Origin of the sequence: Pseudomonas fluorescens group sp., assembly GCF_020093335.1 — a bacterium.
Lineage (GTDB): Bacteria > Pseudomonadota > Gammaproteobacteria > Pseudomonadales > Pseudomonadaceae > Aquipseudomonas > Aquipseudomonas petroselini.
On the sequence record NZ_JAIOKW010000003.1, the window covers coordinates 164506 to 179231 of the forward strand.

13 protein-coding genes are annotated in these 14726 nt (G+C 60.6%); 6 read left to right on the forward strand and 7 right to left on the reverse strand.

Annotated features, from left to right (window positions below; translation table 11 throughout):
• Positions 1-3: 3 nt before the first annotated feature.
• The 4 genes from mdtD to yccS all read left to right on the forward strand — a co-directional run bounded on the left by mdtD (position 4) and on the right by yccS (position 6686).
• Positions 4-1431, forward strand: coding sequence for a multidrug transporter subunit MdtD (mdtD, locus tag K7431_RS05345; protein ID WP_015886280.1), 1428 nt, complete (start codon positions 4-6; stop codon positions 1429-1431).
• A 130-nt stretch (positions 1432-1561) separates the two neighbouring features.
• The gene (dbpA, locus tag K7431_RS05350; protein WP_231809651.1) at positions 1562-2899 is read left to right on the forward strand and encodes an ATP-dependent RNA helicase DbpA; all 1338 of its coding nucleotides are present in this window, start codon (positions 1562-1564) and stop codon (positions 2897-2899) included.
• A gap of 198 nt (positions 2900-3097) precedes the next feature.
• A complete protein-coding gene (locus K7431_RS05355; RefSeq protein WP_015886282.1) occupies positions 3098-4276 on the forward strand; it encodes an NAD(P)/FAD-dependent oxidoreductase in 1179 nt (392 codons plus the stop codon).
• Positions 4277-4502: 226 nt separating this feature from the next.
• Complete coding sequence (gene yccS, locus K7431_RS05360; protein WP_015886283.1) at positions 4503-6686, forward strand: YccS family putative transporter; 2184 nt, start codon at positions 4503-4505, stop codon at positions 6684-6686.
• Positions 6687-6791: 105 nt separating this feature from the next.
• Here yccS and K7431_RS05365 read toward each other — a convergent pair whose 3' ends face one another.
• Positions 6792-7529, reverse strand: a complete 738-nt coding sequence (locus K7431_RS05365; RefSeq protein ID WP_015886284.1) for a substrate-binding periplasmic protein — start codon at positions 7527-7529, stop codon at positions 6792-6794.
• A gap of 201 nt (positions 7530-7730) precedes the next feature.
• Between K7431_RS05365 and K7431_RS05370 the strand changes: the two genes are divergently transcribed.
• Positions 7731-8183 carry a GNAT family N-acetyltransferase gene (locus tag K7431_RS05370; protein WP_015886285.1) on the forward strand — a complete coding sequence of 151 codons (453 nt, stop codon included), beginning with the start codon at positions 7731-7733 and terminating at the stop codon, positions 8181-8183.
• Positions 8184-8287: 104 nt separating this feature from the next.
• Here the strand turns inward: K7431_RS05370 and K7431_RS05375 are convergent, their stop codons facing one another.
• Genes K7431_RS05375 through K7431_RS05385 form a run of 3 tightly spaced genes read right to left on the reverse strand, consistent with a single transcriptional unit; the run spans position 8288 to position 11253 of the window.
• Positions 8288-8584, reverse strand: a complete 297-nt coding sequence (locus K7431_RS05375) for a winged helix-turn-helix domain-containing protein (RefSeq protein ID WP_015886286.1) — start codon at positions 8582-8584, stop codon at positions 8288-8290.
• Between the two features lie 19 nt (positions 8585-8603).
• Positions 8604-9104, reverse strand: a complete 501-nt coding sequence (locus K7431_RS05380; RefSeq protein ID WP_015886287.1) for a M48 metallopeptidase family protein — start codon at positions 9102-9104, stop codon at positions 8604-8606.
• A 43-nt stretch (positions 9105-9147) separates the two neighbouring features.
• On the reverse strand, positions 9148-11253 hold the full coding sequence (locus K7431_RS05385) for a putative bifunctional diguanylate cyclase/phosphodiesterase (RefSeq protein WP_015886288.1): 2106 nt from the start codon (positions 11251-11253) through the stop codon (positions 9148-9150).
• A gap of 313 nt (positions 11254-11566) precedes the next feature.
• On the opposite strand from K7431_RS05385, the gene K7431_RS05390 reads away from it, so the two are divergent.
• Positions 11567-12232: a polysaccharide lyase family 7 protein gene (locus tag K7431_RS05390; RefSeq protein ID WP_043206023.1), complete on the forward strand. Its 666-nt coding sequence runs from the start codon at positions 11567-11569 to the stop codon at positions 12230-12232.
• Positions 12233-12292: 60 nt separating this feature from the next.
• On the opposite strand, the gene K7431_RS05395 is transcribed toward K7431_RS05390, so the two are convergent.
• From K7431_RS05395 to K7431_RS05405, 3 genes are all read right to left on the reverse strand, one after another.
• Complete coding sequence (locus K7431_RS05395; RefSeq protein WP_255611184.1) at positions 12293-12664, reverse strand: hypothetical protein; 372 nt, start codon at positions 12662-12664, stop codon at positions 12293-12295.
• A 359-nt stretch (positions 12665-13023) separates the two neighbouring features.
• Positions 13024-14088, reverse strand: coding sequence for a class II fructose-bisphosphate aldolase (gene fba / locus K7431_RS05400; protein ID WP_003177554.1), 1065 nt, complete (start codon positions 14086-14088; stop codon positions 13024-13026).
• A gap of 280 nt (positions 14089-14368) precedes the next feature.
• Complete coding sequence (locus tag K7431_RS05405; RefSeq protein WP_015886291.1) at positions 14369-14701, reverse strand: MliC family protein; 333 nt, start codon at positions 14699-14701, stop codon at positions 14369-14371.
• Positions 14702-14726 lie beyond the last annotated feature (25 nt).

The window sequence follows — 14726 nt, forward strand, 5'->3', positions numbered from 1 at the left end:
TCCATGCCGAATCGCGTCCCGCTCGATGCCAAGACCGCCCGCTGGCTCCCCTGGGTGGTCGCGATTGCCTTCTTCATGCAGTCGCTGGACGGGACGATCCTCAACACGGCATTGCCGGCCATGGCCCGGGACCTCGCGGAAAACCCGCTGCGCATGCAAGGGGTGGTGATCGCGTACATGCTCACCGTCGCCTTGCTGATCCCGGCCTCGGGCTGGATCGCCGACCGCTTCGGCACCAAGAAAATCTTCTTTGGCGCAATCATGCTGTTCAGCATTGGATCGCTGCTGTGCGCCTTGTCCAGCAGCTTGACCATGCTGGTGGGCGCACGGGTGATCCAAGGGTTGGGCGGCGCGCTGATGCTGCCGGTGGGGCGACTGGTGGTGCTGCGTGCCTACCCCCGCTCCGAGCTGGTGCGCATCATGGGGTTCATTACCATCCCCGGCCTGCTCGGCCCGTTGCTGGGCCCGACGATGGGCGGCTGGATGGTGCAATACCTGACCTGGCACTGGATCTTCCTGATCAACCTGCCGGTGGGCATGGTCGGTTGTTATGCCGTGTGGAAACTGATCCCCGACCTACGGGGCAGTGAACGCACGCGCTTCGACGGTATCGGTTTTCTGTTGTTTGGCGCGGCGATGGTGCTGATCACCATCGCCATGGAAGGCCTGGGCGAACTGCACCTGCCGCACCTGCGGGTGATGTTGCTGCTGTTCGGTGGCCTGGCGTGCCTGGCGGCGTATTGGCTGCGCGCCGGGCATATCGACAACCCGTTGTTTTCGCCGGTGCTGTTCAAGACGCGCACCTTCGCCGTGGGCATTCTGGGTAACCTGTTCGCGCGCCTGGGCAGCGGCGCGCTGCCGTTCCTGGTGCCGCTGCTGTTGCAGGTCGCGCTGGGTTACTCGCCGTCCGAAGCGGGCATGAGCATGTTGCCCCTGGCAGCGGCGGCGATGTTTGCCAAATCCATCGCCCGCACGCTGATCGAACGCCTCGGCTACCGCATCGTGCTCACCGGCAACACCCTGGCGCTGGGCATCATGCTCGCCAGCATGGGCCTGGTCAGCGAGCACACGCCCTACCCGCTGCTGTTGTGCATGCTGGCGGTACTGGGGGCGATCAACTCCCTGCAATTTACCGCGATGAACACCGTCACCCTGATCGACCTCGATGATGCCCAGGCCAGCAGCGGCAACAGTTTGCTCTCGGTGGTGGCGCAATTGTCGCTGAGCCTCGGGGTGGCGTGCGCCGGTGCACTGCTGGGCGGATTTACCGCCGAAACGGGCAATGACGGGGTAGAAAGCGTGCTTGGCGCGTTCCAGTTGACCTTCCTCACAGTAGGCATCATGGCGATGCTGGCGGCGGCGATCTTCCTGCAACTGTCGCCAAAAGACGGCAAACGTGTGGTCAGCCGTGAGCACGACATTGAGCACTGACAGGCTTCTCGTCTAGAACTTGCAGGGAAATTCCCACGAGACTGGTACACTGCGCGACATTTTGTTTTGCAGAGCCAGTCCCGTGACTACCATCGCCACCGCTTTTAATACTTTGCCCCTGTCCGCCGCCATGCTGGCTAACCTCGACTCGCTGGGTTATGTCGAGATGACGCAGATCCAGGCGCAAAGCTTGCCGGTGATCCTCAAAGGGCTGGACCTGATTGCGCAGGCCAAGACCGGCAGCGGCAAGACCGCTGCGTTCGGCATCGGCCTGTTGAACCCGATCAACCCGCGCTACTTCGGCTGCCAGGCCCTGGTCATGTGCCCGACCCGTGAGCTGGCCGACCAGGTCGCCAAGGAAATCCGTCGCCTGGCCCGCGCCGAAGACAACATCAAGGTGCTGACCCTGTGCGGCGGCGTGTCCCTCGGCCCGCAGATCGCCTCCCTGGAACACGGTGCCCACGTCATCGTCGGCACGCCGGGCCGTATCCAGCAGCACCTGCGCAAAGGTTCGCTGGTGCTGGATGGCCTTAACACGCTGATTCTCGACGAAGCCGACCGCATGCTCGACATGGGCTTCTACGACGCCATCGAAGACATCATCAGCAAGACCCCGCCGCGCCGCCAGACCCTGCTGTTCTCGGCCACCTACCCGGTGAGCATCAAACAGCTGGCCTCGAAGTTCATGCGCGCGCCGCAGCAAGTGAAGGCCGAAGCGTTCCACTCCGATGACCAGATCGAGCAGCGTTTCTACGAGATCTCGCCGGAAGAGCGCATGGAAGCCGTGACCAAGGTCCTGGCGCACTTCCGCCCGGCCTCCTGCGTCGCCTTCTGCTTCACCAAGCAGCAAGTGCAGGAAACCGTGGATCACCTGACCGCCAAGGGTATTTCCGCCGTCGGCCTGCATGGTGACCTGGAACAGCGCGACCGTGACCAGGTACTGGCGATGTTCGCCAACCGCAGCACGTCCGTGCTGGTGGCCACCGACGTCGCCGCCCGTGGCTTGGACATCGACTCGCTGGACATGGTGATCAACGTCGAACTGGCCCGCGATTCGGAAATCCACATCCACCGCGTCGGCCGTACCGGTCGTGCCGGTGAGACCGGGATTGCCATCAGCCTGGTCGCCCCGTCTGAAGCACACCGCGCCCAGGCCATCGAGCAACTGCAGAAGTCGCCGCTGAACTGGGACCAACTGGACAACCTCAAGCCGCAAAGCGGTGGCCCGCTGCTGCCGCAGATGAGCACCTTGTGCATCGCTGCCGGGCGTAAAGACAAGGTTCGTCCGGGCGATATCCTCGGCGCCTTGACCGGTGAAGCCGGTATCCCCGGTGCCCAGGTCGGCAAGATCGCGATCTTTGACTTCCAGGCGTTCGTGGCCGTGGAACGCGGGATCGCCAAGCAGGCGTTGCAGCGTTTGAACGACGGCAAGATCAAAGGCCGGTCGTTGCGCGTGCGGATCCTGTAACACGATCTCCCATTCAATGGAGATCCAATGTGGGGGCTGGCTTGCTGTGGTGAGCGGGCTTGCCCCGCGCTGGGTTGCGAAGCAGCCCCAAAAGCTTGGGAGCGCTACGCACTCCAGCGCGGGGCAAGCCCGCTCACTACAACAGCCCTCTCCCACATTCAATTGCATTTCATACCAAGTTTTTATGAGGACATCGCTGTGCGCTCGACCGAAGTTGTGATCATTGGCGCCGGCGCCGCAGGCTTGATGTGTGCACTGACCGCCGCCGGGCGTGGGCGCAAGGTGATGTTGATCGACCATGCGAACAAGGCCGGCAAAAAGATCCTGATGTCCGGCGGTGGCCGCTGCAATTTCACCAATATGTACACCGAGCCGGCCAATTTCCTTTCGCACAACGAACACTTCTGTAAATCCGCCCTGGCCCGCTACACCCAGTGGGATTTCATCGGGCTGGTGGCCAAGCACGGCGTGCCGTACCACGAGAAGAAGCTCGGCCAGCTGTTCTGCGATAACAAATCCAGCGACATTCTCGGCATGCTGCTCGATGAATGCATTCAGGTCGGTGTGAGCATGCACCTGGACACGTCGGTCCAGGAGATTGCCAAGCTGGACGCCGGTTATCAGTTGCAAACCACCTTGGGTGAACTGCGCTGCGAATCCCTGGTGATCGCCACGGGCGGCCTGTCGATTCCGACCCTGGGCGCCACCGGCTTTGGTTACCAGGTGGCCAAGCAATTCGGCCATGAACTGCTACCGACCCGCGCCGGGCTGGTACCGTTCACCATCACTGACCAGCTCAAGGACCTGTGCGGCGAGCTGTCCGGTACGTCGGTGGATTGTCTGGTGAGCTGCAACGGCCAGAGCTTTCGCGAGAACATCCTGTTTACCCACCGTGGCCTGAGCGGGCCGGCGATCTTGCAGATCTCCTCGTACTGGGAACCCGGCGACACCGTGGAGATCAACCTGCTGCCCGACCATGACGCTCACACCTGGCTGCAACAGCAACAGGCCGAGCGTCCGAACAGCGAGCTGAAAACCCTGCTGGGTGAGATCTTCACCAAGAAAATGGCCAACCTGCTGGCGGACAGCTGGTTTGTGTCCAAGCCGATGAAGCAGTACACCCACGCTGAAATCGCCGACATCGCGCAGAAACTCGGCAACTGGCAACTGGTGCCGGCGGGCACCGAGGGCTATCGCACCGCCGAGGTGACCCTGGGTGGCGTGGACACGCGGGAAGTGTCGTCCAAGACCATGGAATCGCTGAAAAGCCCGGGGTTGTACTTTATCGGTGAAGTGCTGGATGTGACCGGCCACCTGGGCGGGTTCAACTTCCAGTGGGCGTGGGCGTCGGGCTACGCAGCCGCGCAATACGCCTGACTGAAAGATGCACTCGGTCGAAATGTGGGAGGGGGCTTGCCCCCGATTGCGGTGTATCAGTAACAGATGTACTGACTGACACACTGCTATCGGGGGCAAGCCCCCTCCCACATTTGGTTTAGGGTGTGTCTGGGAGATATTTTGCGAATTGATGTGATCGCCACGCTTGCCGTGGCGTCCTTGATAGCTCAATTTAACGGCATCGTCCCGGAAGACTCCAGCCTTCATGTCATCGACCTCGTTCAAGCAGTCCATGCGGCGCCTGTGGGCGCTGGATAAATTCAGCTACAGCATTCGGGTATTCATCGCCCTCACCGGCAGCATGGCGCTGTGCTGGTACCAAGATGAAATGACGCTGCTGATCCCACTGTTCCTGGGGATTATCGCCAGCGCCCTGGCCGAGACCGATGACAGCTGGCAAGGTCGCCTCAACGCCCTGGCAGTCACGCTGGTGTGTTTCAGCATCGCCGCACTGTCGGTGGAGCTGCTGTTCCCTTATCCCTGGATCTTCGCGATCTCCCTGGCCCTGGCCACCTTCTGCCTGACCATGCTCGGAGCCTTGGGCGAACGCTATGGCGCGATTGCCTCGGCGACGCTGATTCTGTCGGTGTACACCATGATCGGCGTGGACCAGCGCGGTGGCGCGGTCTCCGATTTCTGGCATGAACCGCTGCTGCTGGTGGCCGGTGCCGCCTGGTACGGCGTGCTGTCGGTGCTGTGGCAGGCGCTGTTTTCCAACCAGCCGGTGCAACAGAGCCTGGCGCGGTTGTTTCGCGAATTGGGGCGTTACCTCAAGCTCAAGTCGTCGTTGTTCGAACCGATCCGCCAACTGGATGTGGAAGCGCGGCGCCTGGAACTGGCGCAGCAGAACGGCCGGGTGGTGGCGGCGCTCAACGCGGCGAAGGAAATCATCCTGCACCGCGTAGGCAATGGTCGCCCCGGCTCGAAAGTCAGCCGCTACCTGAAGCTGTATTTCCTCGCCCAGGACATCCACGAACGCGCCAGCTCGTCCCACTACCCCTACAACGCGCTGGCCGAGGCCTTCTTCCACAGCGACGTGCTGTTCCGTTGCCAGCGCCTGTTGCGCCAGCAGGGCAAGGCCTGCCAGGCCCTGGCCGAATCGATTCAATTGCGCCAGCCGTTCATCTATGACGACAGCTTCGCCGAAGCCCTCGGCGACCTGAACGCGTCCCTGGAACACCTGCGCATCCAGAGCAACCCGGCCTGGCGCGGCCTGCTGCGCTCGTTGCGTGCCCTCGCGGCCAACCTGTCCACGCTGGATCGCCTGCTGGGCGACGCCAGCAACCCCGACAGCCTGGCGGACGCCACCGACAGCAACCTGCTGGACCGCGCCCCGCGCAACCTCAAGGAAATGTGGACGCGCCTGCGCACGCAGATGACGCCGACCTCGCTGCTGTTCCGCCATGCGCTGCGCCTGTCGCTGGCGCTGACCGTCGGCTACGGCATGCTGCATGCGATCCACGCCTCCCAAGGCTACTGGATCATCCTCACTACGCTGTTCGTGTGCCAACCGAACTACGGTGCTACCCGGCGCAAGCTCGGCCAGCGGATCATCGGCACCGCCATCGGCCTCACCGTGGCCTGGGCGCTGTTCGACCTGTTCCCGAGCCCCCTGGTGCAGTCGATGTTCGCCATCGCCGCCGGCCTGGTGTTCTTTATCAACCGCACCACCCGCTACACCCTGGCCACCGCCGCCATCACCTTGATGGTGCTGTTCTGCTTCAACCAGGTCGGCGATGGCTATGGGCTGTTCCTGCCACGCCTGTTCGATACCTTGCTCGGCAGCTTGATTGCGGGCCTGGCGGTGTTCCTGTTCCTGCCGGACTGGCAAGGCCGGCGCCTGAACAAAGTGCTGGCCAACACCCTGACCTGCAACAGCATCTACCTGCGCCAGATCATGCAGCAATACGCCGCCGGCAAGAGCGACGACCTGGCCTACCGCCTGGCCCGGCGCAACGCACACAACGCCGATGCGGCGCTGTCCACCACCTTGGCGAACATGTTGATGGAGCCAGGGCACTTCCGGAAGGAGGCGGACGTAGGCTTCCGTTTCCTGGTGCTGTCGCACACATTGCTCAGCTACTTGTCAGGGTTGGGTGCGCACCGGGAAACCCAACTGCCGGCCGAGGTGCGTGAGCACTTGATCGAAGGCGCCGGTAATACCTTGGCGGCGAGCATCGATGACATCGCCAGCGGGCTGGCCAACAAGCAGCCGATTGCGATTCAGAGCGATGCCGAGGAAGCACTGGCGGCGGACCTGGAGCAGATGCCGGATGAGATTGATGAAGGGCAACGGTTGGTGCAGACGCAACTGGCGTTGATTTGTCGCCAGTTGGGGCCGTTGCGCACGCTGGCAGCGCATTTGATCAAGGACACCCGCGCAGCTTAGAGCGCTATCGGGAGCAAGCCCCCTCCCACATTCGACTGCCTTCCCAATGGATGTACGCGGTTGAATGTGGGAGCGGGCTTGCTCGCGAAGAGGCCCTCAAGACCACTACATCCCGTGCTGCTTCATCAACCGCGCATAACTGCCATCAGCCTTCATCTTAATAATCTCTCGGTCAAAGGCAGCGACGATCTGCTCATGCTCCGGGTGTTTCAGGCTGACCAGGATATGCAGGCTGTTTTCGCTCAGCGGCTGGGGTAAAAACTCCACCGCATTGCGCACCCGCGCCGATTCACGGGACAGGTAATAGCGCGCCACATATTCATCCTCCAACGTCAGCCGCACCCGCTGCGCCGCGAGCATGCGCACCGCCATGGCGAAGTTATGCACAGGGACTTTCTGTAGCTGAGGGTCCCCGTCGAACGCCGCCGAATAGGCATACCCGCGCACCACGGCGATGGGGTAGTCGTGCAGTTGCGCGAGGTTCTGGAACTCGATGGGATCGTCGCGGCGCTTGATGAAGCGCACGCGGTTGAGCAGGTATTCGCCGGAGAACTGCCCCAGCTGTGTGCGGGCATCGTCATACCAGGCGTTAACCAGCACGTCATAGCGCCCATCGCCCACGCCCATCAGCGCACGGGCCCACGGCACCTGTTCAAAATCACTCGCATAGCCCGCACGGGCCAAGGCGGTGCTGACGATGTCCGTAGCCAGCCCGCCGTTGATCAGGGTGGAATCGGTAAACGGTGGCCAGGCATCCGCTACCAGGCGCAGGCGCTGTGCGAACGCAGGCGTCGCCAGCAACAACACTCCAATCAAAGCAACGGCACGAGAGAATCGCGGCATGCTCAAAATCCTTGACAGGCAGGCGGTGGCCTTAGCCCAGGCGGGGCCCGAGGTTCTAACAGTAGCTCAGATTACACAAAGAAGCCGGAGGCAAACGCACTCAATGATGGCAATTTGATTTCACCCACAAAAATAGCTCACTTAGACAGCATTGCCGGCTGCGCTTACTATCCGGAACAGACATTGATAAGAGAACACGTCATGACAGTTGAATGGGTCTGCAAACATCACGATGACCTGGGCAAGGAACAGCTTTACGCCATCCTGCGCCTGCGCAACGAGGTCTTTGTCGTGGAGCAAAAATGCCTTTACCAGGATCTTGACGGGCAGGACTTGTCGGGCGACACCCACCACCTGATGGCCTGGCAGGATGATCAACTCGTGGCGTACCTACGCCTGCTGGACCCGGAGTCCCAGGGCGGCGATGTGGTGATCGGCCGAGTGATTGTGGCGCCCGTGGCGCGCGGCACCGGGCTGGGGCATCGGATGATGGAAGAGACGCTAGAGCGGATTGCCGATATATGGCCGCAGACGCCGATATTCCTCTCAGCCCAGGCGCATTTGCAGGGGTACTACGGACGGTATGGGTTTGTGGTGGCGGGTGAGGAATACCTTGAGGATGATATTCCCCATATAGGGATGCGCCGCGCCTGAGGGCCTCTTCGCAGGCAAGCCAGCGCCCACATTCGAGAGTATTCACCGATCAAAGGTGGGAGTGGGCTTGCCCGCGATAGCGCCAGTTCACACACCGCCGAACTTCAGGGATACCCCAGCACCTGCTTCACCGAAGCCAGATTCGCCTCGATCCACCGCCGATCAATCGCTCCCCAGCTGCGAATCCGATAGTGCCCGGCGTGGTTGCGGGCGCCGTCTTCCTGTTCGAACTCACACACGATATCCAAGTCGGCCAATGCCGCAATCGTATCCTGGGCCGTACGCCGAGGCATGCCCGTGGCGTCGGTCAGCGCCGGGACGCTGCTCGCCTGGCCACTGTCGATCAGGTACGCCACATACAGGCGGCGGTAGAAGCTGCTCTTGGTCTTGCTCACATCCATGGTCGGTCGCCTTGTGCGGTCAGGGTTTACCCTGCAGGTCGCGGTACGTGAGGTAGACCCGCAGGTCGAATTCCACCTGATGGTAGCCCGGCATCATGTACTCACAGAGTTTGTAGAACGCCTTGTTGTGGTCCGACTCCTTGAAGTGCGCCAGTTCGTGGACCACGATCATGCGCAGGAACTCGGGCGCGGCCTCCTTGAACAGCGCCGCAATGCGGATCTCTTTCTTGGATTTAAGATTGCCGCCCTGCACCCGCGAAATCGTAGTGTGCAGGCCGAGGGCGCGGTGGGTCAGGTCCAGGCGGTTATCAAACAGCACTTTGTCGATGGCCGGCGCGTTGCGCAGGTGCTCCTGCTTCAAGGCCAGGGCGTAGGCGTACAGGGCCTTGTCGCTCTGCACCGCGTGGCGCTCGGGGTAACGCTGTTCCAGGTAAGCGCCCAACTGATCCTTGGCGATCATCTGGCGCACTTGTTCTTGGAGGGCTGCGGGATAAGCCTGGAGGTATTTCAGCGCGGTCATGGGGCTCGGCAACAGGGTTCGGAGGGTCGCCAGTGTAACGAATTCAACGCACGCGGGCGCGTGACCAGTCCACCACGTCCTCGGCCACCATCGGCTGCGCCGCCCACGGGCCCTGGATGTACGCGCAACCATTGGCCTTGAGCCATTGGGCTTGCTCCGAGGTTTCCACACCTTCGGCGACCACGAGCACATCAAAATGCCCGCACAGCTCGATGATGCTGCGCGCCATCACCGCATCCCGTGCCGAGCCCGGCAGGCGGGCGATCAACTGCGGGTCGAGCTTGAGGGTGTCGAAGGCCAGGTCGCGCAGATGTGCCAGGGAACAGTTGCCCGAACCGAAGTCATCCAGGGCAATCCGCACACCGATCTGGCGCAATAACTTCAGCTGCTTGCCGGACTCTTCCAGGTTACTCGTCAGGCTGTCTTCGCTGATTTCCACCTCCAACTGGCGCCCCTGCAACCCATGGCGCTCAAACACCTGCTGCAGTTGGGCCGCCAGGTTGGGCATATTGAACTGATGGCTGCTCAAGCTCACGCTCAGGACCAGTTCCTGATCGAAGGTGGCTTGCCACGCCAGGCGCTGGGCGGCGACCTGTTGGTAAATCCAGCTACTCAGCTGGCTGATCAAGCGCGCCTCCTCCAGCAATGGCAAGAACAGCCCGGGCGGCACATCGCCAACACTCGGATGCTGCCAGCGCAACAGCGCCTCCACACCGCGCAAACGCCCGTCCGCCAGGGAAACCTGGGGCTGGTAGACCAAGGTGAAATCCTTGTTTTGAATCGCCGTGCGCACGCTGTCTTCCAGCATCAGGCGCGAACGGGCGCGGCCGTTCATTTCCTGGTCGTAATAGCGATATTGCTGGCGGCCCGCACGCTTGGCTTCGTACATGGCGATGTCAGCCGCGCGCAGCAGGCCGTTCAAGTCCGAGCCGCAATCCGGGAACGTGGCGATGCCGATGCTGACGCCGAGCATCACATCCAGGCCCTCCACCTGCTGGCAGATCGACACGCGTTCGATCAGTTTTTCCGCGATCTTCGCCGCTTGCTCGGGGAACTCCAGCTCTAAAAGCGCGGTGAATTCATCCCCGCCCATGCGCCCCAGAATGTCATAGGAGCGCAGGCAACCCTGTAACTGCTCCGAGACCCAGCGCAATACCCGGTCGCCGGCGTCATGGCCCAGGGAATCATTGACCCGCTTGAAGCCGTCAAGGTCCAGGTAGAGCAATACCAGCGATTGCTCTACCCGCTCGCTGCGCAGCAGGGTGTTCTCCACCGCCTGATAGAAACCACGCCGATTGAGCAGCCCGGTCAGCGGGTCAGTGACGGCCTGGAACTCCAGTTGTTGGTGCAGGTGGCGCACCTCGGACATGTCCAGCACCGTCACCACCATGGCCTTCTGTTCGGCGGGCAACGGTGCACAGGACAAGGCCACCGGCACCTGCTGGCCCCGGCCGGTGCGCAAGATCGCATCATGCAGGCGCCAGGTTTCGCCGTCGCGGTAACCGGCATACATCTGCGACTCCAGCCACGCGGGCACATGGGGTTTCTGCAGGAAGCTCAAGAACTCTTGCCCCTGCAGCTCATCCATCGTGGCATTGAGCAGGCGTGAAATCGCCGGGTTGGCGTACTCGATCACGCCCTCCTCACTCACCACCAGAATGCCTTCGGCGGCGTTGTCCAACACCGACGCATTAAAGGCGCGGGCAGACTCCAAATCATGACTCAGGCGCTGCAAGGCACGGCGATTGCGCTGGTGCTCCAGCAACGCCTGGACCTTGGGCTTGAGGATATGCGGGTCGAAGGGTTTGAACAGGTAATCGATGGCACCGCTGGCGTAGCCCTCCAGCACAGCGGCCGGGGATTGCGCATTGGCACTGAGGAAGATGATCGGCGTCATGCGGGTGCGCTGGTTGCCACGCATCAGGCGGGCCACCTCGAAGCCGTCCATGCCGGGCATTTTCACGTCCAATAACACCAGGTCGACGTCATGCTTGAGCAGTAACTCCAGGGCTTCCACACCGGAACCGGCGGTGACCACTTGCCAGTCTTCGCGCTGTAAAAGTGCACGCATGCTGACCAGGTTTTCCGGATAGTCATCGACTACCAGCAAAACCGATCCGCCATCGCCTAGGTGTGGAGCGCAATCCATGCTACGTCTCTTCCTTGAAGGAGCTGCTCCGGTCACTTCTGGTATAAAACCCGGACAAATACTGAGGCCTCACTCTAGCCTCGGTTCCGGAAAATCAGAAGTGACCGCGGTGCCATCATCGCGCCAAAGTTCAGGAAGCCGACTAACGGTCAGGGTCTGGAGGCCACGGCGCATGGGAAACATGGCTTTTTGGCATTCCTTTGGCGCCAATAATTTGCCAGGGATTAATTAACAAGCGCAGGACTACCGCCTATAAAGAACCTGTCTGGCCCAAGGGCCATAGCCTATACCCCTCTGTAAAAAGGCCTACGCCATGATTGATCTTTCCACCTGGAACCTGAGCATTCCGGTCGGCTCCCCGCCCGCCACCATCGAGACCCCAAAGCTGATGAGCGGCTTCAAGGACCAGTATTTCCAGGCCGAAGGCAGCAACGTGCAATTCTGGACCCCCGTCACCGGCACCCGCACCGAAAATGCCGTGTACCCGCGCAGCGAATTGCGCGAGACCTACGCCGATGGGCGCCTGCGCAACTGGACCTACCCGGATGCGGACAACTTCCTGCGCGCCACCCTGACCGTCAATCAGGTGCCCTCTACCGGCAAAATCGTGATTGGGCAGATTCATGCGTACGACAGCCAGAAGCCGCTGATCAAGCTGGAATACCAATTCAAGGAAAAAACCCAGACCGGCAATATCGTCGCCAAGGTGCGCATGCGCCCGGATGACGGCGAAGGGCGGGTGATCACCGTGGCGTCCAATGTGCCGCTGGAGAAGAGCTTCACCTACGTGATCAACCTCAATAAGGCGGGGTTGCTGAGTGTGTACGCCGCGGACGGTGAGTGGAATGAGCGCATTGGTGCGGCGTGGGGCGCCAAGCCGCTGTACTTCAAGGCGGGGGCGTATGTGCAGGACAACAGTGGGGACAGCAAGGAGGGCGCGCGGGTGACGTTTGCCAAGTTGGATATAGATCACGATTGACCCCTCCAGACTTATGAAAGAAGCCCCCGCAACCCGCCGGGGCCTCTTGGTTACATCACTTTACTCAACACACATCAACATGAACCCCATCGAAGAATCACCCGCAGGCTTGTTATCACCCACTTTGAGCGTCAATACATTAACGTAGTTAATTTTCGGTAAGCCACCCAACTTGGCATGACCATAAAAAACATGCTCATTTGAACTGACATCTGTTACCGAGACCGTACAAAAACGGGGTGCCTGTTTAAAGACGCCGGGAACAAATCTGACTTTGTATTCTGAGAAGTAATCAGGCTGCGCGGTCAACGTCACCTCCTTCAACCACCTAGACGATTGAGCGGTGACAGTGCCTTTCTCATCAATAGACGCAGTAAATATACGGCCCTGCGCATAGGCCGAAACAACTGAAAATGCTGCTACCAACACCATGACAACACCGGTAGTTTTAATAAAGCTCACGTTCAACCTCACCCTTAAATAGATTGCAACGCGCAATCAAAGGCCAACCTTAAACCATCTATATCCGATAAAGTCGCCTCTTCAATGGCACACAAACAAAGCAGAAAGTGACAACGGTGCACGTCATTTAAACTTACAAGCATCGAAGACTTTTCAAAGGATTCTTAACTTTTTTATTTGGCTGTATAGCGGATGACTGTGCGGTGATAAACGTACTCATTGAACACCGCCCTCGAACACCGTGGTTTCGATACCCTCAACGCCGCCTGCCCCAATCGCAGCCATAAAAAAGCCCGCATCGCTGCGGGCTTCTTTTAAACGTCCTAGGCTCAGTTCACCTTGGCGTTCAACTCACCTTTCAGGTAACGCTGGTACATCGCTTCCAACGAGATCGGCTTGATCTTCGAAGCGTTACCTGCAGTGCCGAACGCTTCGTAGCGTGCGATACACACATCGCGCATCGCGGTCACGGTAGCACCGAAGAATTTACGCGGATCGAACTCGCTCGGGTTGGTCGCCATCAAACGGCGCATCGCACCCGTGGACGCCAAACGCAGGTCGGTGTCGATGTTGACCTTGCGCACGCCGTACTTGATGCCTTCGACGATTTCTTCAACCGGTACGCCGTAGGTTTCTTTGATGTCGCCGCCGTACTGGTTGATGATCGCCAGCCACTCTTGCGGCACCGAGGAAGAACCGTGCATCACCAGGTGGGTGTTAGGGATGCGCTTGTGGATTTCCTTGATGCGGTCGATGGCCAGCACGTCGCCGGTAGGCGGCTTGGTGAACTTGTAGGCGCCGTGGCTGGTGCCGATGGCGATGGCCAGGGCGTCAACTTGGGTCTTCTTCACGAAGTCAGCGGCTTCTTCCGGGTCGGTCAGCATCTGGCTGTGATCCAGCACGCCTTCGGCGCCGATGCCGTCTTCTTCGCCAGCCATGCCGGTTTCCAGGGAACCCAGGCAGCCCAGCTCACCTTCAACCGATACGCCGCAGGCGTGAGCCATGGCCACGGTTTGTTGGGTGACGCGGACGTTGTATTCGTAGTCGGTCGGGGTCTTGCCGTCTTCGCCGAGGGAGCCGTCCATCATGACCGAGCTGAAGCCCAGTTGGATGGAGCGCTGGCACACGTCAGGGCTGGTGCCGTGGTCCTGGTGCATGCACACCGGGATGTGTGGGAATTCTTCGATCGCAGCAAGGATCAGGTGACGCAGGAAGGGCGCGCCGGCGTATTTGCGCGCACCGGCCGAAGCCTGGACGATCACGGGGGAGTCGGTCTTGTCAGCGGCTTCCATGATGGCGCGCATCTGCTCAAGGTTGTTGACGTTAAAGGCTGGGACGCCGTAGCCGAACTCGGCTGCGTGGTCCAGCATTTGACGCATGCTGATAAGTGCCATTGTGTTGTCTCTCCCGGTCGAGGGTCGTTAATCGTGCAAGCCTGCCGTAGCGGCGGCTGCTATTCAAGTTATTGCGGGTCAGGGTTTGCATGCCTGGCCTGCTGAATCGTTATTGCTGATGAGGCTGCCCCAAATTCCAGTCTGGAATCGAATCAATGTGGGAGGGGGCTTGCCCCCGATGGCTGCGGTTCACCCAACGAAGTCGGTGCCTGACACACCGCTATCGGGGGCAAGCCCCCTCCCACATTTGGATCTCATTAATTTCAAGACCCTGGTGTCTCTATTGGGCTTTACAGCCCCGCCCGATCAAATCATCGGTGGCGACCCAGTAAACCAGGCCTTCCTCACCTTTTGTGTGAAACGCCAGTTGATCGTTGGCATACAGCACACCCGAGGCGGCAACCTCCTGCTTGAGGCGATAAACCTGGTCGGAACCGCCGAGGCGTACATCCACCTCGCTACGAGCCTGGTTGGCAAAGCGCCAGTTGACCTCGGCCTTGCTGTCGCAGGTCCAGGTGGTCCATTTATCGGCAGGCTCTGCCTTGTTGAACATGTTCATGCTGCTGCAGCCGGCCAACAGGGCCAGGGCTGCCAGGGCGAAAACGCCTTTCATTGCCAATCCTCACAGGGCGACCAGG

Coding starts and splice junctions, on each gene's coding strand:
- yccS (WP_015886283.1), top strand. CDS start 4,503: ATGTCATCGACCTCGTTCAAGCAGTCCATGCGGCGCCTGTGGGCGCTG.
- K7431_RS05390 (WP_043206023.1), top strand. CDS start 11,567: ATGATTGATCTTTCCACCTGGAACCTGAGCATTCCGGTCGGCTCCCCG.
- K7431_RS05395 (WP_255611184.1), bottom strand. CDS start 12,664: ATGGTGTTGGTAGCAGCATTTTCAGTTGTTTCGGCCTATGCGCAGGGC.
- fba (WP_003177554.1), bottom strand. CDS start 14,088: ATGGCACTTATCAGCATGCGTCAAATGCTGGACCACGCAGCCGAGTTC.
- K7431_RS05405 (WP_015886291.1), bottom strand. CDS start 14,701: ATGAAAGGCGTTTTCGCCCTGGCAGCCCTGGCCCTGTTGGCCGGCTGC.
- K7431_RS05375 (WP_015886286.1), bottom strand. CDS start 8,584: ATGGATGTGAGCAAGACCAAGAGCAGCTTCTACCGCCGCCTGTATGTG.
- K7431_RS05365 (WP_015886284.1), bottom strand. CDS start 7,529: ATGCCGCGATTCTCTCGTGCCGTTGCTTTGATTGGAGTGTTGTTGCTG.
- K7431_RS05370 (WP_015886285.1), top strand. CDS start 7,731: ATGACAGTTGAATGGGTCTGCAAACATCACGATGACCTGGGCAAGGAA.
- dbpA (WP_231809651.1), top strand. CDS start 1,562: ATGCTGGCTAACCTCGACTCGCTGGGTTATGTCGAGATGACGCAGATC.
- K7431_RS05380 (WP_015886287.1), bottom strand. CDS start 9,104: ATGACCGCGCTGAAATACCTCCAGGCTTATCCCGCAGCCCTCCAAGAA.
- K7431_RS05385 (WP_015886288.1), bottom strand. CDS start 11,253: ATGGATTGCGCTCCACACCTAGGCGATGGCGGATCGGTTTTGCTGGTA.
- mdtD (WP_015886280.1), top strand. CDS start 4: ATGCCGAATCGCGTCCCGCTCGATGCCAAGACCGCCCGCTGGCTCCCC.